General features: G+C 44.1%; 11 protein-coding genes and 1 rRNA gene. 3 read left to right on the forward strand and 9 right to left on the reverse strand.

Annotated features, from left to right (window positions below; translation table 11 throughout):
• The 8 genes from VL121_RS00005 to VL121_RS00040 form a co-directional block, all read right to left on the reverse strand.
• Positions 1 to 991, reverse strand: a 16S ribosomal RNA gene (locus VL121_RS00005); the annotation flags it as partial.
• A 710-nt stretch (positions 992 to 1701) separates the two neighbouring features.
• The gene (locus tag VL121_RS00010) at positions 1702 to 5124 is read right to left on the reverse strand and encodes a 3-keto-alpha-glucoside-1,2-lyase-like domain-containing protein (RefSeq protein WP_325400921.1); all 3423 of its coding nucleotides are present in this window, start codon (positions 5122 to 5124) and stop codon (positions 1702 to 1704) included.
• Between the two features lie 40 nt (positions 5125 to 5164).
• Positions 5165 to 6442 carry a Gfo/Idh/MocA family oxidoreductase gene (locus VL121_RS00015; RefSeq protein ID WP_325400922.1) on the reverse strand — a complete coding sequence of 426 codons (1278 nt, stop codon included), beginning with the start codon at positions 6440 to 6442 and terminating at the stop codon, positions 5165 to 5167.
• A gap of 233 nt (positions 6443 to 6675) precedes the next feature.
• Positions 6676 to 7989: a vanadium-dependent haloperoxidase gene (locus VL121_RS00020; RefSeq protein WP_325400923.1), complete on the reverse strand. Its 1314-nt coding sequence runs from the start codon at positions 7987 to 7989 to the stop codon at positions 6676 to 6678.
• A 112-nt stretch (positions 7990 to 8101) separates the two neighbouring features.
• Complete coding sequence (locus VL121_RS00025) at positions 8102 to 11443, reverse strand: VCBS repeat-containing protein (RefSeq protein ID WP_325400924.1); 3342 nt, start codon at positions 11441 to 11443, stop codon at positions 8102 to 8104.
• 102 nt (positions 11444 to 11545) lie between these two features.
• Complete coding sequence (locus VL121_RS00030) at positions 11546 to 13417, reverse strand: RagB/SusD family nutrient uptake outer membrane protein (protein ID WP_325400925.1); 1872 nt, start codon at positions 13415 to 13417, stop codon at positions 11546 to 11548.
• 11 nt (positions 13418 to 13428) lie between these two features.
• Entirely contained in the window at positions 13429 to 16644 is a 3216-nt protein-coding gene (locus tag VL121_RS00035) for a SusC/RagA family TonB-linked outer membrane protein (RefSeq protein ID WP_325400926.1), read from the reverse strand.
• Between the two features lie 431 nt (positions 16645 to 17075).
• Positions 17076 to 17744, reverse strand: coding sequence for an HAD family hydrolase (locus VL121_RS00040; RefSeq protein WP_325400927.1), 669 nt, complete (start codon positions 17742 to 17744; stop codon positions 17076 to 17078).
• A 135-nt stretch (positions 17745 to 17879) separates the two neighbouring features.
• Between VL121_RS00040 and VL121_RS00045 the strand changes: the two genes are divergently transcribed.
• The 3 genes from VL121_RS00045 to VL121_RS00055 all read left to right on the forward strand — a co-directional run bounded on the left by VL121_RS00045 (position 17880) and on the right by VL121_RS00055 (position 20724).
• Positions 17880 to 18596 (forward strand): NUDIX hydrolase, encoded by a 717-nt coding sequence (locus VL121_RS00045; RefSeq protein WP_325400928.1) that lies wholly within the window; start codon positions 17880 to 17882, stop codon positions 18594 to 18596.
• Positions 18597 to 18873: 277 nt separating this feature from the next.
• Entirely contained in the window at positions 18874 to 19137 is a 264-nt protein-coding gene (locus VL121_RS00050; RefSeq protein WP_325400929.1) for a hypothetical protein, read from the forward strand.
• A gap of 123 nt (positions 19138 to 19260) precedes the next feature.
• Entirely contained in the window at positions 19261 to 20724 is a 1464-nt protein-coding gene (locus tag VL121_RS00055) for an ATP-binding cassette domain-containing protein (protein WP_325400930.1), read from the forward strand.
• 587 nt (positions 20725 to 21311) lie between these two features.
• Here VL121_RS00055 and VL121_RS00060 read toward each other — a convergent pair.
• Positions 21312 to 22126 (reverse strand): hypothetical protein (locus tag VL121_RS00060; RefSeq protein ID WP_325400931.1); only part of this gene is annotated, 815 nt, incomplete at its 5' end.

A 22126-nucleotide genomic window follows, 5' to 3' on the forward strand; every position in this document is an offset into this window, starting at 1 on the left:
GCATTCTAGCCCAGGTAAGGTTCCTCGCGTATCATCGAATTAAACCACATGCTCCACCGCTTGTGCGGACCCCCGCCAATTCCTTTGAGTTTCAACCTTGCGGTCGTACTTCCCAGGTGGGATACTTAATGCTTTCGCTCAGACACACACTGTGTATCGCGTATGTCGAGTATCCATAGTTTAGGGCGTGGACTACCAGGGTATCTAATCCTGTTTGCTACCCACGCTTTCGTGCCTCAGTGTCAATAATCGCATAGCAAGCTGCCTTCGCAATTGGTGTTCTATGTCATCTCTAAGCATTTCACCGCTACATGACATATTCCGCTTACCTCTACGACATTCAAGATATATAGTATCAACGGCAGTTCCCAAGTTAAGCTCGGGGATTTCACCACTGACTTACATACCCACCTACGCACCCTTTAAACCCAGTGAATCCGGATAACGCTTGCACCCTCCGTATTACCGCGGCTGCTGGCACGGAGTTAGCCGGTGCTTATTCATCTGGTACCGTCAGGCCCCTAAGAATAGGAGTGTTTCGTCCCAGATAAAAGAAGTTTACAATCCAGAGGACCGTCATCCTCCACGCGGCATGGCTGGTTCAGACTTGCGTCCATTGACCAATATTCCTTACTGCTGCCTCCCGTAGGAGTCGGGCCCGTGTCTCAGTGCCCGTGTGGCTGATCATGCTCTCACATCAGCTACTGATCGCAGGCTTGGTGGGCCGTTACCCCGCCAACTACCTAATCAGCCGTACGCCCATCTTCAAGTGCCGGAGCTTTAATAATAAAAAGATGCCTCTTCATTATATTATGGGGTATTAATCCAAGTTTCCCTGGGCTATTCCCCGCTCGAAGGAAGGTTGCGTACGTATTGCGCACCCGTTTGCCGGTCGCCAGCGATGTATTGCTACACCCTGCTGCCCCACGACTTGCATGTATTAAGCCTGCCGCTAGCGTTCATCCTGAGCCAGGATCAAACTCTCCATTGTAAATAATGTTGAGATTTGAAGATTGCTCTTAAAATCAAATTTTGTGGCTGGTTTACCTTACTCCCGCATTACTGCGGGATGCTATTGCTTCCAAACTTTCAAAGATCTTAGAATCTCGTAATTTTACTATCGTTTTTCAACGGGTTGCAAAGGTAAGAGATTTTTTATTTCTACCAAATTTTTTTACTGAAATTTTCAGTTTTTTTTGGTTGATAAAATATTGCTAATCATAGAACTACATTCAAAAAAAAGAACCGGCTGCAAAGTTACATTCTCACCATTACAAGGCAAAATTTTTATTGCCTTTTCTGCACATTTCCGGTAAACTTATTAGTGAAGATCTTTAGTGTTTTTTTGAACGGGGTGCAAAGGTAGGATCTTTTATGAAATCACCAAATCTTTTTCCCTTTTTCTATGTTCAATCGTTGTTTGTTTTTTTAAGAACTACTGCTTTTTTCAAAAGCGGAGCGCAAAGATAGCCAGCTTTTGCATGCTGCCAAATCTTTTTTGAAAAAGAAGTCATTTTTTTTCAAACTTTTATTCCTTCCTGCACCGGTAATAAACCCCTATTACTGGCTGTAACCCGCATAAACAGCGCCTTTACACCAAACAGCAGGCAGTATACAGTTAACCCGGCCTGCCCTAAAAAAATATTGCGACCCGTTATACAACGGATCGCAATAACCATTTGGAATGCAGGTAAACCCGCGCTATTTTTTCGTTTTCGCTTTAGACGGACTGGTTACCGCTTTACTCAAATCTTTTATCCTGATGTTGCGGAAGAACAGGGTATCTCCGTGACCCAAAAAACCAATATGCCCTGTAGTCCTTTTCAGCCCCGGATGATCGCGGTGATCTGCCGTGCCATTCTTGCTGGCTTCGGCAATATCGCCATCCAGAATAACGGTACCATTAAGCGTAACCCTGATCTTATTGCCTTTAATATAAATCTCTTCCTCATTCCACTCTCCTACCGGTTTTAAATAACCGCGCTTAGCCGCTATTACGCCATATACCGAACCATGATACTGGTAAGGCTTCAGATCCTTATAAATATCGGCTTCGTTATCAAGCACCTGTATTTCCATCCCTTCATAAGCCCCATCGCCCGTTAATGGAGTGCGGATGCCTACGCCATTATTGGCGCCCGGGGTAAGCTTAAACTCAAAACGGTAAATGAAATCGCTGTACTCGTCTTTGGTATACAGGTTACCGTTTCCGCCTCTTTTGGGGTATACGGCTATATTACCATCTTCAATAATATAGGAGGTTTTATTGCCTACCCACTCGTGCAGGGCAGTACCATCGAATAAAATTTTGTATCCTTCTTTCTGCTCATCACCGGTAAGCACATAAGGTTGCGGCCGCGGAATTTCACGGAGGTAAATATCCCTGTAAGCTACATACGTGCCGTGCGCCTGCAGTTCTATCTGCTCTTCAGGGAAAATAGGCAGGTTGCGGTCCCAGTAATTTTCAAGCGGTACTTTATCTACCACTAATTGTCCATTCAGGTAAACCGTAACCTGGTCGCCTACCATAGTTATATGAAAGGTATTCCAGTCGCCAATGGCGTTATCTGCCAGTTTGGAAGGCTTGCTCTCATTTTTTTGGTTATTATACAATCCGCCCGATCCTACCTGTGCGCCTACATCTACCCTTGAGGTATCCCATATCTGCACCTGGGGTGTTCCTCTCAGGTATATACCGGCATCACCGTCTTTGGTTATCTTCCAGTCAACATACATCTCAAAGTCGCCATATTTCTTATCTGTACACAAATTCTCTCCCTTTCCTGTAAAAACAAGCAAACCGTCTTTTACAACCCACCCGGTACGCATAATCTCATCCGCTTTTGCCTGTTCCTTTTCTAAGGTGGCAGCATCCATTTTAGCACGTTTAACAGGGTCGGCAACTAATCCTTTCCACCCTGTAAGATCCTGCCCGTTAAAAATAGGAACAAAGCCTTTGCCCTGCGGCATAGCCGCCAGGTGCTTCTGAATGGCCTCCTTTAAGTACTGGCTTTCATTTCCGCTGCCCATTACCTGTATGGTTTTTTCCAGCAAAGCCCTCACATTATCTCCATAAACCGTTTTGTTGGCTAAAGCAATATCCACTACCGCGTTTCCGGCCTGCCGCTGCAAGGCAGGATCATCTAAGAAAGTACCGGCATATAATAAGGCGGGAAGTGTGTTACATTTTCCTACCTGCCCCAGTATTTTCTTTTTTTGATCTGCGGTACCGGCAAAATCCATGGCATTACGCAGTAAAATCAATTTTTGATCACCGGTATTATCAGAAATGCTGATTTGCCTGATAAAACCCTCTACCGCTTCAGGAGCAGCAGTTCCTTTACCCTCCTGCTCAAGTACCTGGTATAGCTGTGTGGTAGCCAGTCCGCCCTTCCAGTTAGAAAGCGCGGCTATAACCGCTCCTTTGGTTTGAGCATTGCCTCCGGAAAAAGCATCCAGTACGGTGTTTAATCCTTTTTTGCTGCCAATGCCGGCCAAAACATTATAAAAAAGTGATTTCTTATCTGCCGGTGCACTTTTTTCCCTGGCTATAATTACAGCGCTTGCCTGTTCCGGGTTCTTCATCATACTTAATGCAGCAACCAGTAATTCCTGCATATCACTTATATCATTGTTGTTTTTGGCAGACAACAGCAACGCCGTTAACTGGGGCAACTGAACAGGGGAGACCATGTTTTTTAAAGCTGTTCGCGCCGATTGGCTCACTGCAGGATCGGGATTATTAACGAATGCCAGCACTTCTTTTGCTTTTCCACGGGCTCCCCTTTCTCCTAATATTTCTATTAACGCGGCTTTTCCGGCAGGCGATGCCGTTTCCAGCGCTTCGCTTACACCAGGCACCAGTTTATCGCCCTTAGTAGACAGCAAAGCTGTTTTAACTGCCGCTATTTCCTCCGCGTTGCCGTTTTTCAATACATTCAGCAAAGGTGGCAATGCCTCCTGCTGGCCAATTTTTGCCGCAGCGGCAATAGCAGCCAGGCGTACGCCGGCATCACCACTCTGCAGCGACTGGAGCGCCAGCGGCAAAGCCGCAGAGATGGCTTTATCGCCAAACAGATTAAGTATTCCCGCTTTTGCTCCGTTACCGGCTTTATTGAAAGTTGCTATCCATTGTGCAGAATTGGCTTCAGTAAGATAAGGACGGGCAAATTTCAACGCGGCTTCGCGGTACTCCGCATCTTTATCTTTCATGGCTTTGGTTAATAAATCCATGCTATTAGGGCCCTGTATATCCGTTAATAATTGTAAAGCCGCTGTGCGGGTATATACCTGCCCGGAAGCCTTTTTTAACAAAGTGTTCGCCGCTTTCTGGGCTTCATTAGTATGCCCGGTGGCAGCCAAACAGTTAAGATATAAAAGATAGGAGGATGTTGCATCTGTTACATCGTAGCTGTAACCGCTTTTAGCAGCAGCGGCATTCAGTAGTTTTAAGGAAGACGGATCGCCGGTACGGGCCAATGCATACAAGGCAACTTTGGTTACACTGGGATCATTGCTTTTGGCCAGGGCCGTAACCTGCGGCACTGCCGCGGCAAACCGGGTATGGCCCAGCGCCTGCACCAACGACAACTGCGCGTTACCGGCAGCGCCAGGTAAGGCCTGTAATAAGGCGTTATTAGCCGCTTCGGTATGAATGGTGGCTAATGCCCGCGATGCTGCATCAGAAAGCCTTTCATCATGGAGGTAGTTTTTCAGATAAGCTACCGCATCATCTTTACCCACATGTTCAAGTTGTGTAATGATAAACAGTTGGGCCTCTTTATCCGATAGCTTTTCAAGCGCCTGCCCGTATGCTTTTACAGCCATCTGACGCCAGCTTTCTTTACCCGGCTGGCTGGCAGAAAAGGAAAAACCATTAATAGCATAATGCAGTTTGGTATGATCGCCCGGTGTATTTAAACGGGCAGCCAGTTCTGCCAGCCCGTTTTCTCCCAGTTTAGCCACCGCTTCGGCATTCGCGTTTAACTGAGCTGCGTCATCCGCCGGCGTTTTGGCCAGCAGATCGGCTATTTTGGTAGTAACTGTACGATTATCATCGGTTTGCGCGGCAGCCATCTGCAGCACACTGAAGAAAAAAAGAAATGTGATTAATATTTGTCGCATGTAATTGAAAATTGTCTTTTTAATATATTTTAGCACTTATTTACATAAACCAGGGTTCCCGCAAAGGAGGATTAAGCAGGCGATTGGCGCCATCATCATTAATGAATTCCTGTTTTACCGGATCAAATTTTAAAGAACGGCCCAGTTGCAAGGCAATTTTACCCAAATTGACTATTGTAGCGGAACGATGCCCGTTGGCTTCATTGAGCGCGAACTTTTTCCGGTTCTTTACCGCATCTACAAAATCGGTTACCTGTGGCAACGGATCGGGGAATGCGGCTAATTTTCTTTCCAGGTCGGGTATATCGGAACGGAAGCCGGGATATAATTTTCCTTTAGGTCCTTCAATATAGGCGGCATTTTCTTCCGTGCCCGCACCATCGAGTATAATCTGGCAACCATCTTCGTAAGTGTAGGTAATTTTTCTCCAGGTTCCCACGGCGTCATCATGCTGCTGGGGAGCATCTACTTCTACCGATACCGGGCTGGTATCATCTTTACCCAGGAAATACTGAACCGGATCTATATAGTGCTGACCCATATCGCCCAGTCCGCCACCATCATAATCCCAGTAGCCGCGAAAGGTAGTATGTACACGATGTGCACTATAGGGTTTAAAAGGCGCCGGTCCCAGCCACATATTATAATCCAGCTCTTTGGGAACAGGTTCGGGAATAAGCTGTGTTTTGCCTACCCAGTAAAACTTCCAGTCGAAACCCGTATGCCTGCTCACCGTAACTTTTAACGGCCAGCCCAGCAACCCGCTTTCCACTAATTTTTTAATGGGTTTTACCGTGGTACCCATACCATAAAAATTATCTGAGAACCGGAACCAGGTATTGAGCCTGAATATGCGGCCGTGCTGTTGTACAGCCTCCACAAGGCGTTTGCCTTCGCCAATGGTACGTGTCATGGGTTTTTCGCACCAAATGTCTTTTCCGGCACGGGCCGCATCGGCGGCAATAATACCATGCCAGTGGGGAGGCGTGGCAATATGCACAATATCTACTTCGGGAAGTGTAATCAATTCCCGGTAGTCGCCGAAAGTTTTTACACCTTTTCCGCCACCCAACGCATCTAAAGCCAGTTGAATGTGCCGGGTATCTACATCGCAAACGGCTACTGTTTTAGTACCCGCGTATTCAAAATGGCCGCGGCCCATGCCACCTACACCTATTACCGCTTTCGTAAGGATATCACTCGGGGCAAGATAGCCGGTACCTCCCAGTACATGCCGGGGAACAATGGTAAATGCGGCTAAGGCGCCTATTGAATTTTTCAGGAACAGGCGCCTTGAGTTTTTTTGTTTTGACTTCATATTGGTTGATGAAAGATTTTACTGAGGAAAGTTCTAAAGTACAAATTATTATATTAAAACGAGCGCACAAACGTTTACTTCCATAATAACAACCGGGATTGCCCCGAATGATTTCCGGAGGTTGCAGGAATTAAACGAAAAAATAAGGACCAGCGGTATAGTATATGCAGGGTGAGATTCATTATTGACAATGGGGCCCCAACATATAACATACTGACCGCATTGCCGCCCTTTTACCTTTCCATTTTAGTGATCACCCATTCCCCTACTTTTTTACCCTGTATCAGGCCCTCATCAATAGCGTCCATAAAATGAATACCGCCATAAAACCTTGATATTGCCGCTTCCGCTGCCGCGTCATTAAAGGATTTGAAAGAACGTGGCGGAAGTCCGTAGCGCGTTTCCACCGTATCCGTAAAAGAAATGCTATTGCCTACATAATGGCTAAGTATAGTGGCGGAGGTAGCCGAAGCGCAGGAATGCCCGCTTAAATATTCGGGAAAGGGCGGTGTTTGCAGCAGCGGCCTCCAATGGGGATCTATTTGCCGGCGGATAGCCGTTTCAGGGCGCACCCTGTTGCTAAGGAACTTTTCATCCCAGCAGGCCATAAAGCTGTCCATTAAGCCCATTGCCACAAGCGCGTGAATGAACATGGCTTCGTTGAATGTTTTTTTTGTATCGCGGCATACGATGTCGGTTATGCCCAGCCAATGCGCGCCGGGCGATATTTTTTTTAACCCCACCATCAAATGGCCATCGTTTTGCACGGCAAAAGGATTACAATCCCAATAGGCGGCAATCAGCCTGTGTTCGTCAGACAGATCCGCCTCTCCCTGTTTAAAATTATCATGTAGCATTTTATAAAATGCGGATTGCTTATTAGTAGAATAAACGGTTGGCGGCGGCGGTATAAACTGGCTGGCCGAGTCTAAGAAAAAAGGCCGTACCGTATTAAAATAAGGCTCTACTGCTGCCATATACCCTGGCGGCGTAGGATACCAGTAAGCATCTCCTTTTACAGGGGTATACCTGGGCAGGTTGCTGATTTTATTGTATCCATCCGCTTTGGCATAGGCCAGCACCGCTTTACTTATGGCGCGGGCATAATTTTGTGACTGGGCTATTGCTTTTTTTGAGAAACCTATTTTTATACAGGAATCTAAAAATTGCTGCCGGAAGGTTAATAACCGCTCACCGGAAGGTTGCATTTTCCGGGCTGTTTCAAGCATAGCGAGTACTGCCGCAAGCGGGTAATGATACCCGTCAATGGAATCCGGCTTTTTCAATTCGGGATAACCATTTACAATACCATGCATAGATTTGAACGCGCTGTTATTCTGAGCCACCACTTCATACCCGGCAAGGCAGGCGTAACTGAAAAAGCGCGCAGCCAGTGGCGGATTGGTAATATCGTGTATCATCAGTTCCGTCATCTCAGCCATTACCCTGCCTATTTCGACACTGGTAAATACAGGAGGATTCTTTTTCTGAGCGGTGCACCCAATCACAAAAGCCATCAATAACGAAGCATAGAAAATATTTTTCATTGAAAAGGAATTACAGGTTACAAGTTTCAGGGTATAGGGTGGGATACAGGTTGCAGGGCATCACTTCTCAACCTCTCCCCTCTCACCTTCCCGCCTTCTCACTTTTCACTTCTTACTTTTCCCCCAACCTATACGCTTTTATTTCATTTTGATTAATGCCAAACAGCCAGGTATCATTTACCTGCAATACGCTTCTAATGTCGCCCCATAGCCGAAATCCGGACTGCCACTGCGGCACATACTCAAAGTTTCCTTTGCCATCGCCTTTCAGCAGTACGCCAAAGCTGGCATCATACTTACCAAAACGCAGGCGCGCCTGGTTAATATTTCCACATAACAGCACATCCTGTTTTCCGTCTTTATTGTAATCAAGTGCGGTAATCGTAAATACCGGTGAAGCCTGTGCAGGTAAAGGCAGCGCTTTGCCATGAAACTTACCGTCACTTCCCATTTCAAAATACGCAGAGCTTAAACAATCTGCTTTTACATGTCCCGCGCCTTTCAGATCGTTTGCAGTAAAAATGTCGGCCAGGGTTTGATCGGCAAAGGATTGATAATTGGTATACCGGGTTCGCATGGTACTCATCTGGTCCAGCAACTCATCCCGCGTAACATAAGGATAGCTTTTGTGCTGTATATAAAAACACAGTATGGGATCAACGGATCCATTATCGTCAAAATCTTTGAAATACATTTCGGCAGGCTCCTTTTCGCTTACCCTACATTGTGTGTTCAACCCCATGTTGCCTGCTATCAGGTCGGGCTTACCATCTCCGTTCATATCCTGTACCAGTAGCTTATTCCACCAGCCGTAGCAGGGTTTTTCAAAATAGGTATTGGTTTTATCTTCCAGCTTCCCATTATTATTTATAAATACCATCACCGGCATCCATTCTCCTGTTACCACCAGGTCCTGTTTGCTGTCGCCATTCATGTCTGTCCAGGTGGCATCCGTTATCATGCCCGCACGTTGCAATGCAGGCGCCACATTTTTGGTTTGACCGGTGAAGTGTCCTTTGCCATCATTGATAAGGATATAACTCTCCGGCGTTTCGGGGTAACGCCCGGGAACAACCCTGCCGCCAACAAACGCATCCGGGTACCCATCGCCATTTATATCAGCTATGCGCACGCAGCTTTTACTGGCATACATCGGTGGTAAAGCAGCTTCCGCTCTTTTGAAATTCCCCTTACCATCATTAATATATAGCCTGTCCTGCAGCCGGGTATCGCCCGGGTCAAAGCTGTGGTAACCGCCACTGGCAACATACAGGTCAATGAATCCATCGCCATTAGCATCAAAAAAAGCAGCATCGGCATCTTCACTCATCTTATCCGCTTCAAAGGCCGGTTGTGGCCGCATGGCAAATTGCCCGCCTTTTTGCTGTATATATAATACACCTGCCTGCCCTGTGGCGCCCCCGGCAAATACGTCTTCCAGCCCATCGTCATTCACATCGCCTTTAACCAGGCAGGGACCAAAAAAAGACATTGGATTGACCATTAAAGGCTGCCGTTTAAAATCATTGATGGTGTTCTGCACATGCGTAAAAGCAACAGGCGACTTAACTTCTTTAAACAATGGTTCTTCCTTTATTGGAATGCGGAAAGCGGGGGAAGCATCTTTTTCCTTTACAGTAATGTGCTGATCTGCTTTTACATCATGCATCACTTGTTGCCGGCCACTTAACCATACCACCCTGATGGAGTCTACATGGGTGGCATCGCCTAACCCAAAATGCAGCACAGGTGTAACGGACGACTGGTAGCCTCTTGCCGGCATCTGCTCTGCATATTGTATTTTCCCTTTATTGAATAGGGTAACTTTTGTTCCCAGCCCCTGTGTATTTTGAGCTGCTCCCTCCAGGCTAACCTGCAGAAAATGATGTGTTGTTTTTTTTGCAGACTGGTTATGATAAATAAACGCGGGCTTGTTAATGTTGTTGATGACCAGATCCAGCGCCCCATCGTTATCAAGGTCCGCATATACGCCGCCGTTACTATTAGACGGTATATTAAATCCCCATCCGGCGCTTACATTGCTGAAAGAAAGATTGCCGTTATTGCGGAACATATAATTAATCATATTGGAAGATGGCATTTTATGCACCAGGTCCAGCACATTCTGCCGCCTGATGTCGCCGCTGTTGTGCTGCACATAATCGTTCATATACTTTATAAAGTCCATATCCGTATAGTCCCTGGTATAGCCATTCGTTACATACATATCTTTCCATCCATCGTTATCAAAATCGGCAACGAGCGGCGCCCAGCTCCAGTCTGTATTTGAAATACCGGACAACTGTCCGATTTCACTGAAGGTGCCGTTACCATTGTTTACTTGCAGCATATTACGCATATACTGGTAATAAAATCCACTACGCAGCATGAGGTCAAATTTTTCGTAATTATCAGGCGCCATCAGCATTTTTTGCCGGTGGTTATCTTCCGGCAGCATGTCCAGCGATACGATATCGGGATACGCGTCATTATTAATATCGCTCACATCATTACCCATACCAAAATGCGTGGTATGCCCCAAAGCAACCTGCTTTACATCGGTAAATGTGCCGTTCTTATTATTGATATACAGGTAGTCGGGTACGGTGTAGTCGTTACAGATATACATATCCGGCCATCCATCGCCATTGATATCGGCAATGGCAGCTCCCAGGCCGTAGGTTAAGGCCGAGCTGTTTATTTTTGACACCGGTGTAACATCCCTGAACACATTTTTATCGTTCCTGAATAATTTTATACCTATTTGCGGATCGGATTGCTTCAATATACCGGCTGTACTGGCTTCATCCAAAACAGGCAATGAGCTGGGGTTATGATTAAGGAGCAGCATATCCAGGTCGCCATCTTTATCATAATCAAAAAAGTAACCCTGGGTGCTGAAGGAAGAATCGGCCAACCCGTATTGTGCCGCCTGTTCGGCAAAAACCGGTATACCATCTTTATCATTTCCCCGGTTGATGAATAACTGGTTTAATCTTTTAGCAGCGGGCAGTCTTCCGGAATAGCAGGCATATATATCCGGCAGGCCATCGCCGTTTACATCGGCTATGGTTACACCTGTTTTCCAGGGACCGGCTCTGCCGCCAACACCCGCTTTTGCCGTAATATCTTCAAACTGCATATTACCCCTGTTGAGGTATAATTTATTTTCCACGGTATTGCCGGAGAAATAAATATCCTGCAATCCATCGCCATTTACATCTCCTGCCGCCACTCCACCGCCGTTGTACAAATATTCATACATCAAAACATTAAGGTTGAGGTTTTCTTCAAGCGTATTGGCAAAGTGAACGTTGGTGCGTTCGGGCGGCAACAATACAAACAGCGGATCAGCTTTCTTTGCTTCATCCTTTTTTTCATTTACCGGTGAAGCACAACTGCATACACTCAATGCCACATATGCTATTGCCAGCAGTACATTAAATCGCAACACAGTATAAATATTTGAGATGAGGGATATGCTTTAAAAAATCTATGCCGGCTTTGGGCCAGCATAGATTTAAAGGTAAACAATACTGAAGTTTAAAATAAACAATTATTCGTAACCGGGGTTTTGAATCAGCTTATCATTTCTTTTCACCTCATCGCGGCTTAAAGGCCTGAAATACATTTTATCTAACCACTGGCGGTCTTCAAGTCCAACATCAACAAATGGAGTATACGTATAATTATATTTCGTATCATCTTTTCGATAAGGTGATGGAGCGGTTTGACCGGGTTTCAATGTGCCTTTAACACTAATGAAAACATTTTCTCTACCTAAAGTAGATGAAGCTATCATCCAACGCCTGGCATCAAAGTAACGTTGTTCCTCATAAGCCATTTCTATTCTGCGTTCGTTTCTGTAGCGGTCACGCAATGCAGCTCCACTTTCGGTAATGGCCGGCATCCCGGCCCTGTAGCGAATTTTATTCAGCCAATCCCTGGCTTCCGGCTCTTCTCCCAGTTCTATACAAGCTTCTATATAATTAAATACAGCTTCGGTATATCTAAAAAATGGCCAGGGAATTGATTGGCGAACATAATTGTCTACAACCACAGGGTCAGGATCCGTAAATTTCCGCATATAATAACCAGTCCAGCTACCATTCCAGTCTTCAATGGATGATTGCCTGGTATCCAAACCAAATATATTTCCAGCCCCTACCTGGTATTGACCCGTTTGCACCTGGTTTGCCGGATCAACATTACCGGAAATTTTATCACGGGGTTTCCAATCTGCACCATCATACAAAATAGTGGCGTAAAAACGTGGTTCTCTGCCAGTATAGGGTGATGCCGCCTGGGCAGGATTACTCCAGCTAAACTTTGTACCGTCCATCATTTCATAATCATCTACCATTTGCTGGACAGGTGTATTACCCGCCCAATTGTGATAACCATTAGGCCCGTTTGCAAGTCCAACATACTGTCCTGCGTATTCATCTTTATCAGCTGTGTACCCTCTTTCAAATATTATTTCAACTTCGGCTGCTGCATCTACATTAGCATCTTTACTCCCTCCGCCCATTGCCATTGAGATATAATTTTTCTTTGCATCTGCAAAAGAAACCGGCGCAGCCAAACCAAGTTTATATCCTGTGCCTAAATCTATAACAGCTTTTGCCGCATCTTTAGCTGCCGTCCACCTGGCAATACGGTCTCCACTGGTATATCCAATTAGTTCCGGATTTGGATATGCCGCTAAAACCGTGGATTTGGATTTGGCAGTGGGTACATCGTACAGGTCGCTCGCCGCATACAACAACACACGGGACTTTAAAGCCATCGCTGCAAGTTGGGAAGCACGGCCACGTGGTAAATCTTTACCCTTTAAAAGTAAAATCGCACTATCACAATCATCAACAATAAAATTCACACATTCTTCAAAAGTATTTCTTGCAATAGTATAATCTTCATTTAGTCCGTAAGGCTTTTCAATAATAGGGAAAGCGCCATAAAAACGAAGTAATTGATGAGAATAATACGCTCTCAAAAAATAAGATTCGCCCTGCAAACGATCGTTTAAATCCTGGTCATCAAATGTAGCCGTTCTAAGGTTTGTTAAAGCCACACTAGCGCTGCGAATACCACTAAACATACTTCCCCATTCGTAGGTACCATTCGTCCATCCTAAATTTGAAGGATTTAATATGCCTTCATTTACAATATCAATACCCCGATTTGGATGTGTAAAAACAGATTCATCTGTTAAGGAAGAAAGCATTTGCTCATCAAACCCACCCATGCCCAGGCGGCTATAAACCCCGGTAACAAAGGCCTCTGAAAGCGGGCCATCCTTCCATACATCTTCTGAAGATACTTCGCCTAATGGTTTAGTATTCAAAAAGTCTTTGTTACAGGATGCTAAAGCAATAACCCCCGCTATAAAAATGACTACTGAAATATTCTTTATCATATTATTCATTATGATTCGTTTTAAAAGGTTACGCGAAAGCCGCCGTTAATAATTCTTGCCTGCGGGTAATACTGTCCGCTGCTGCTGGTTGATTCAGGATCATATATTTTCATTTTGTCAAAAGTCAGCAGATTAAGCGCGTTAATATATACGCGGAAATTATTAATGCCCACTCTCTCTGTTAATTTAGCTGACAAGCTGTAGCCCAGCTCAATATTTTTTAAACGGAGATAATCACTATTCTTCAACCAATAGGTATTAAGACCCGAATAGTATTGATCGCCTCTATTTGCACTTCGAGGGTGTACACTGCTCGGATTTTCTATACTCCAACGATTCTTGTATGAATATTCAAGATAGTTACCAATACTGCCGGACTCTGTTCCAAAGAACAATAAACCACCGGTAGCTCCCTGGAAGAGAATAGAAAGATCAAAGTCTTTATACTGTAGGTTAATAGAAGCGCCCCCTGTAAACATAGGATCTCTGTTCTTCTTTAACCTTGTTCTGTCATCATCATCAATCTTTTTGTTCCCATCAATATCTTTATATTTCATATCTCCCGGGCGAAGCGTACCTACAAGCTTACTGTAATCCAACGTGTTTTTATCAATATCCGCCTGGTCAATAAATACGCCATCGTATTCATATGCCAGGTAGTTTACGCCATTGCTGCCAAAGGAAGCTCCGGTAGATTTCTGCCACTCCGGTGCCCCCGGAATTTCATCCCAAAAATCAATTTTATTTTTTGCATACCCGCCGTTAATTCCTACACTATAACGGAAATCACCTACCTGATCGGAAAATCCTAATTTAAACTCCCAACCCTTATTACTCAATTTACCAAGGTTAACAGGGGGCAATAATGGGGCAATACCAGCACTGGCCGGCGTAGACCCTTGTTTTTGAATAAGTATCTGATTGCGCTTATTGATAAAATATTCAAACTCAAAACTCAATCTTCTGTCCAATGCACTGCCTTCTAAGCCGATATTGCTGTTATTGGCTACTTCCCAGGTAAAGTCGGGGTTAGGCACTCTGCTCTCAAGCAAAGTTTTAGATAAATTTCTATCAATAATATAGCTATTAAATCTATAGGTAGAGAGGTATTGATATTCCTGTAAGGTGTTATTAAAATACACCTGATCGTTACCCATTTGCCCATAAGAGGCTCTTAATTTAAGGTAATTGATAAATGGTACATTATCCCTGAAAAAGTTTTCATCAGAAATATTCCATCCTACCAATACCCCCGGGAAAAACCCAAAACGGGAGTCTTCCGGGAAAATATAAGAACCATCGTAGCGCCAAACAAATTCGGCGAGATATTTTTCCTTGAAGTTATAGCCCACACGGCCAAAATAGCTTAAACGGGCACGTTCATAGGCTCCGCCATTATTGTCTTTTTCGGCATCGCCCCCTGCAAACATCTGATCCACCGCAGTGGAAATAAAATAGCGGCGGTATGCACTAAAATAGTCATCCGCGATAGTTTCGCGGTTGATACCCACCAATACATTAACGGTATGGTCTCCTTTAATCGTGCGGTCATAATTAAGCAATGCGCCCAATAAAAGGTTTAACTTGTTTTCGTCAGCAGTTCTTAACCTGGGATCGGTGAAAGTGGAACGCACAACCTTGCTAAGTTTGGGTGTTACTCCATCATCTTCATAGGTAACATTATCCCAATTGTACAGCGACCAGGGCGTTTCCCATCTTTTGCCACGGTAAATGTATTTATCAACAGCAGCCATACCCGTTAGTTTCAATCCTTCCACGCCAGGGATCAATATTTCGACCTTACCATTGGTTTGAAAATAATCCCTTTTATCCCTGTCGTAGCCGGTTAAGTTGGTTGTGATCACTACCGGATTTTCACCGTTTTCAATATCAGGACCAGGCATGCCATTTGGCCAGATTGCCTGTTCGGTTGGTTTGCCACGCATTAACATCCTAAAAATAGCACCAGCACCTTTGGTTGGGAAAAACCGGTATTCTTCACGGGCTGTAAGTCCTAACTGAACATTAATGTATTTATTCACTTTCGCGTCTAAATTCAGACGCATATCGTATTGCTTATACCCGGTAGCCGAATTTTTATAATACCCATCCTGGTCATTATAACCAAGCGAGGCCAGGTATTTTACATTTTCGGATCCTCCACTCAACTGCAGGTTATGCCTTACCTGGGGAGACCAGTCTTTTAATACCGCTCCAAACCAATCCGTATTGGGATGTCCCCAGGGATCGGAACCATCTGCAAATTTTTCCATATCCGCCGGTTTGTACGTAGCATTTACCGGATTAGGCGTTCCGCCATCTGTACGGGCATAGCTTCCCGTTTGTTTAAAAGCATTCCATGCGGCGCTCCATTGCTCCGGGTTTTTTGCCAGATCTTTCCATATCACAAGTTCGTTCGCCATTTCGGCGTATTGCACGGCATTTGCCAGTTTAGGAATAACAGTTGCCTGTGCCAACCCATAATTAAAGTCGTAAGACAATTGTGGCTTACCGGTTTTACCATGCTTTGTGGTAATTAGTATAACACCATTTGCAGCACGGGCGCCATAAATAGCAGCAGAAGCGTCTTTTAAAACAGAAACACTTTCTATATCATTTGGGTTCAAACGCTCTAAGCCCCCACTACGCTCCGGCACGCCATCAATTACTATCAGCGCATCACTATTTCCTAAAGTATTTGTTCCGCGAATGCGGATTCTTGAACCATCGTATCCGGGTTCACCACTCGACTGTACTGCACTAATACCTGGCAAACGGCCTACCAATGAATTTGAAAGGTTAACTGCCGGAGATTTAGCCAGATCAGAGCCCTTAACCTGTGCCACCGCTCCCGTAACCGTAACCTTTTTTTGGGTACCATAACCCACCACCACTACGGCATCTAACTCGCTGGCTGCTCCGGGAACCAATGCCACTTCAAAATTAGTTTGATTGCCTACCGTTCTTTCCTGTGTTTGAAACCCAACAGCCGAAATAACCAGTATCGCCTTCTTGCTGGGCACATTAATACTAAAGGCCCCGTCATCGCCGGTGGTAACGCCGGTAGTAGTACCCTTTATGATAACACTGGCATTGGGCATGGGTTCAGCTCTGTCGTTGGTAACTTTGCCTTTAACAGCAATAGTTTGCGCAAAGCTGCCGGCACTAATAAACAGCAAGGCCATCGTTAGTGCTACAGCCTGCTTTACTTTCTGAAGCAGAAAATGTTGCATCATGTTTTGATTTTAGTTTGAGGTCTTAATATTCGGAGATTCAAATCGTAAGAATAGCTTGTCAGGATTCAGCAGAACCTTGCTCATTTAACCTTCATTATAAATTAAATGTGATACAAGTTCCGGATGAATGAAAGCTACGGGGATAACAATAAAAGGAAATTTTTCATATAACATCTAGTTTTGGAGTTAAGAAATACAACTGTTCATTCCTGAAATAAAATATCCGGCCTTTTGCAACCCGGTTTAAAAAGAGAATGCCATATATAAACAATATGACTTCACCTATTAAACGGTGTTAAAAATAGTTAAAATTTAATATAAAAATGTTTTTCTGACATTTTATTTTAACGCAGAATGTTTCCGCTTGCATGGAACTATGCCGGATAAATGTTACGAACGGGTTTAAAACCGGACTTCGGGGCAGATCATATCTATTGCCTTGTCAATGTTTTCAAAACCGTATCCTTATAGTTTTTTACAAAAAACAAGACATTACCGTATGCATAAAAATCTTCTTTATCGTGCATGGTAGTAAGCACTACGGATTGCATACCTGCATGTAAAGCCGCTTCAACGCCTTTTGGGGCATCTTCAAAAACCACGCAGTGTTCCGGCTGTACGTTTAACAACGCCGCAGCTTTCAAATAAGTTTCGGGGTGCGGCTTGCTCACGCTTACATCATTGGCGCTTACAATAGCGGAAAAATAATGCCGGAGATGCAGGTTATCTAAAACAAAATTGATATTAAAAGGTATGGCGGCAGAGCCAATAGCCATGGGAATATGCTTTTGACGGGCGGTTTCCAGGAACCCATCCAATCCTTCTATAAGTTTCAAATGCGGCAGGTAGGCCTGCTGGTATCTTTTTTCTTTTTCAAACGATAAACGATCGGCTTCTTCCACCGAAAAATGACCTTTACCAAATACCCGGTCCATTACTTCGCTGTTCTTTCCGTACATCTGCATCTTTACTTCCTCTTCACTTAAAGCGGCTCCCAGTTCACCGTTCAATAAATGATACCAGGCTTTTACATGAAAAGCCATATCATCAATCATAGTACCATTCAGATCAAAAATAAAAGCTTTACAGCTATCGTTCATTATCACAATTTTAGGTGCCGTACTTGCGGCAATATATAATACTAAAAGTAAAATCGCATTCCCATTCCACAAAAATTGTTATTTTCATCCACTATTTCACCCCTTATCTTCAACACTCAAAGGTTAGTTCCCCCAATGTTATCCCGTTATAGTAAAGAAACCCGCATACTTGTTGCCATTGACTGTATCATTTTTGGATTTGATGGCAGCAACATTAAACTGCTGCTCATACAAAGAGGAATGGAACCTGAAAAAGGGAAATGGAGCCTGATGGGCGGATTCGTACGCCCTAATGAAAACCTGGAACATGCATCGGGCCGCATATTGGAAAAGTTAACCGGGTTAGCCAATGTGTATATGGAGCAACTGCTGGTTTTTGGCGACCCCAGCCGCGACCCTGTGGAACGAACGGTTTCCATCGCGTATTTCGCTTTAATTGATATATCACAGTATGAAAAGCAACTGAGTGATGAATATCATGCAGAATGGTTTATGCTCAAAGAGGTACCATCGCTTATATTCGATCATGATAAGATGGTAAGCTTAGCGAAAAAGCAACTGCGGTATAAGGCGGCAATACATCCTGTTTTGTTTGAACTGTTACCATACAGGTTCACTATTCCGCAAATTCAGCACCTGTATGAAGCTGTGTATGATACCCATTTTGATAACCGCAATTTCAGCCGTAAAATATTATCAACAGGGTTACTGATCAAGCAAAAAGAAAAGGATAAAAAAAACTCCAAAAAAGGGGCTTATTATTTTAAGTTAGATAAAAGAAAATACGCCGACCACTTTAAAGCTTTTCTTAATTTCATACCGAATCCGGAAAAATTCTTAAATACGCACTAACACATATTAATACATATAATACGTAATATTGTTTACAAACAGCAACAAGGCTACTATAATTTAAAATATACGGCATCAAAGCTTTTTAAGCTATTGATGCCGGGTATTTCCATTACATTTGTACCAGTGAACTGGTCATTTTCCTATGAAACTTCAAACATCCGGTGATTAAACCAGTTCTGCTAATACCATTATTTTCTGGCGTACTTACAACCTCATTTGTATTTCTAATTGACCCATTAATTCTGCATTGATCAGATTTAAAATTTGAAATGTTATGTATTCGTATGCTTTGCTGGAAAAAGGATGTTATTATCTTATTGAAGAAAAGGAGGGATCTCCTATTGCACTCATTAAGGTTATGCTCGAATCCGATCATTGCCTGTTTATAACGCGATATGGCGAAACGGAAATGACGGAGTGGAAACGGAAATCGGACCCGATTTTAGAGATTATTGAACTGCTTGATGACAAAGCAGTGAAAGCGTGGGAATCATCGTACTACAGTAATGAAGACGCGTATTACGAAGATGACGACTAACGAGGGTGAGGTGCAACGTGAGAAGAGGTGGAACGTGAGAAGAGGTGGAAAACAAACTATAAACCACAAACCATAAATTATAAATCCTCTTCCCTGAAACCTTACGATCAACCTGGCAACAGAATGGCTTTTCCTTTTTTACAACTTGAGCAATTAACGGTGCAACGCAATGGCAGAATGCTCCTTGACCATATTGACCTCGTTATCCAAAGCGATGAGCAATGGGCGGTTACAGGTTCTTCGGGAAGCGGCAAAACAATGCTGGCTCATACACTTGCAGGACAGCAACACTATTCCGGCCGTATTATTTTTAACGAAAAAACAGGCCACCGCCCGGAGATAGTAGTGGTGGAACAGCAGCACCGGTTTAAAAACCTTTCCAACACTTCCGATTTTTACTACCAGCAACGCTACAATGCAACTGACGCAAACAATACCCTAACTGTTGCTGAAGTGTTGCACTTAAACGATTCTCCATCGGCTACACTTGCTTCGGGAATTACCACATCGGAATTGCCCCGGTTAGTGCATATAGCGCATATACTGCAGGAGCCTCTGATACAACTGTCTAACGGCGAAAACAAAAGGCTGCAAATTGCTAAAGCCATACTGAGCGAGCCCGAACTGCTGATATTAGACAACCCTTTTGTTGGATTAGATACTGAAGGCAGAACAATGCTTACACAGGTTATTAATACCCTGAGCCACGCAGGTGTAAAAATTATACTTATTACTCCGGCAACCGAAATACCGGATTGCATAACGCATGTTGCTATACTGGAAAACGGTAAATTAATTTCCGCGAATCCAAAAAAAAAATTTAACCCGCATGCTGCTGCTTTTACAACAGGCTTCCGGATTAACCGCCCGCTTCTAAAAGCGTTGCAACAGCCTGCCGAAAGCAACTTTGAATATGCCGTAAAAATGGCGAACGTATATGTACAGTATGGAGAAAGAACAATTTTAAAAAATATTAACTGGGAAGTAAAAAAGGGCGCACACTGGAGCATATCCGGACCTAACGGCGCGGGCAAATCCACATTACTGAGTTTAATAACCGGTGATAATACGAAAGCTTATGCCAACGAAATTTACCTGTTTGATAAACGCAGGGGCAGCGGCGAAAGCATTTGGGATATCAAAAGAAAGATTGGTTATGTGTCGCCCGAAATGCATGTATACTTTGATTATACCGCTACCTGTTTTGAAACGATCGCCTCCGGCCTGTTCGACTCTATTGGCTTATTCAAAACCTTAACGGCGGCACAGCGGAGCCAGGTAAATCAATGGCTGACATTATTTAAACTGGAGCCTCTTCAAAACAAATTATTATCGCTGCTTTCCGCAGGGGAGCAGCGGCTTGTATTACTGGCCCGCGCCCTGGTTAAAAATCCACCCCTGTTAATTTTAGATGAACCCTGCCAGGGCTTAGACCGGGAACACGTGCATCAATTCAGGCAAATCATTAATGATATCTGCGGGTTGTTCGATACTACCCTGCTATACGTAAGCCATTATAAAGAAGAAATTCCGGAGTGCGTTACGCATTTTATGCGGATTGAAAACGGAGAAGCATCGTTTACATAGAGCTGTGTTAGATCAATCAAATTATATTTGTATATTATCGTTAAATGTGAGACGTGAAAGTTCATTTCACATTTGACATAACACTATCCCATCAGCGATGTTCCTTCATAGATAGCCGCCAGGGGAACTTAGTGCGCTTTGCGGAAAAAATATAACCGCAAAGGAAATACAAAGTTTTCGCCCGTCTGAACGAATCATTCGGGCAGGCAAAGACCACTATGGAATCATAACCTGTTTACAACGCTTTTAATTCCGTTCTGCAAATAAATCAATCCTGTAACCACACCCTAATTTCACTTCTTCAAAGATCAATGACATTGGCTTTTCCTTTTTAACACACAAGCCTGATTTGCCAATTTTGTGAAAATAAGAATTAGCCCCAGTGTAGCACATGCAGAGCTATGAACCGTAAGCCATCCGCACTAAACAGCGCTTTACCTCCTTCTCCTCTCCTTGCGGAGAAGAGCCGCGCTGCCGGATAAAACCATGCAACAACGCTTCCACATCGGCTATAGTATTGCTTTCATCTCCGTTATCAACTCATCCTGCTCTCATTTTAAAATTTTCAAATTCCCATATTCATCTCCCTACAACTGCAATCTTATATTAAGCCTGTTTAGGCCTTTTGCGATATACATTACGGCAATGGCATAAAATGCAGCCCACAAAAAGCCCGGCACCCCATAACGCAGGCTATAAGGGAAGATACTGATGTGCAACACGGCGAATAAAGCATATAATATGCCGGGGATGATATAAGTAAGCAGCGGATTAACAGCAGCCGGACTGAAGAAACGGGTCCAGTTGCTTATTTTTTTTATATCAATCAGCCAGTATAGCATACTAAAAATTATACAGGAAATACCTGCACTGCAGAGGCACCAGGTTGGCGTAGCATAAATTTTTGAGATGCCGAAATAAGGCCGCAATATATATCCTGCCACAAAAAGCAGCAGCGTAAAAGCTCCGGCTTCTGCAAACCGGCGGGTGGCAGTTTTAGTATCGTTCTTATCGAAATAAATAAGCGACAATACTATTCCGCATAGCACTATGGAAGTATGCGCGGCATTGCCCGCCTGGCTGCTTATCCAGCGTAACGATTCATTTTCCTGAACGAAAGAGGTTTTGCCGGCAATATAAAACGCTATACAAAAACAAATCATCGCCAGCATCATCACCAGGTTTTTCCTGAACAGTTGAAAAAAGATGCCTGCAAATAAATATGCCCAGCCAATCAATCCCAGTATTCCCCACCAACGTGGAGTCATGAGGGCTGCACCATCCTCTCCTCCGCGGTAAACAGCGGCAAGCATCAATAAGCCGGCTACACCTGCAATTCTCAGCAGGTACGCCCATATCCTCTTCTGACTACGATATATATTCCAGACTAACACAGCGCATA

It is taken from the genome of Agriterribacter sp. (genome assembly GCF_035497235.1).
Classification (GTDB): Bacteria; Bacteroidota; Bacteroidia; order Chitinophagales; family Chitinophagaceae; genus Agriterribacter.

Excerpts from the sequence above, each read along its gene's own strand:
- VL121_RS00010 (WP_325400921.1), bottom strand. The coding sequence starts at position 5,124 with ATGCGACAAATATTAATCACATTTCTTTTTTTCTTCAGTGTGCTGCAG.
- VL121_RS00015 (WP_325400922.1), bottom strand. The coding sequence starts at position 6,442 with ATGAAGTCAAAACAAAAAAACTCAAGGCGCCTGTTCCTGAAAAATTCA.
- VL121_RS00020 (WP_325400923.1), bottom strand. The coding sequence starts at position 7,989 with ATGAAAAATATTTTCTATGCTTCGTTATTGATGGCTTTTGTGATTGGG.
- VL121_RS00030 (WP_325400925.1), bottom strand. The coding sequence starts at position 13,417 with ATGAATAATATGATAAAGAATATTTCAGTAGTCATTTTTATAGCGGGG.
- VL121_RS00035 (WP_325400926.1), bottom strand. The coding sequence starts at position 16,644 with ATGATGCAACATTTTCTGCTTCAGAAAGTAAAGCAGGCTGTAGCACTA.
- VL121_RS00040 (WP_325400927.1), bottom strand. The coding sequence starts at position 17,744 with ATGAACGATAGCTGTAAAGCTTTTATTTTTGATCTGAATGGTACTATG.
- VL121_RS00045 (WP_325400928.1), top strand. The coding sequence starts at position 17,880 with ATGTTATCCCGTTATAGTAAAGAAACCCGCATACTTGTTGCCATTGAC.
- VL121_RS00050 (WP_325400929.1), top strand. The coding sequence starts at position 18,874 with ATGTATTCGTATGCTTTGCTGGAAAAAGGATGTTATTATCTTATTGAA.
- VL121_RS00055 (WP_325400930.1), top strand. The coding sequence starts at position 19,261 with ATGGCTTTTCCTTTTTTACAACTTGAGCAATTAACGGTGCAACGCAAT.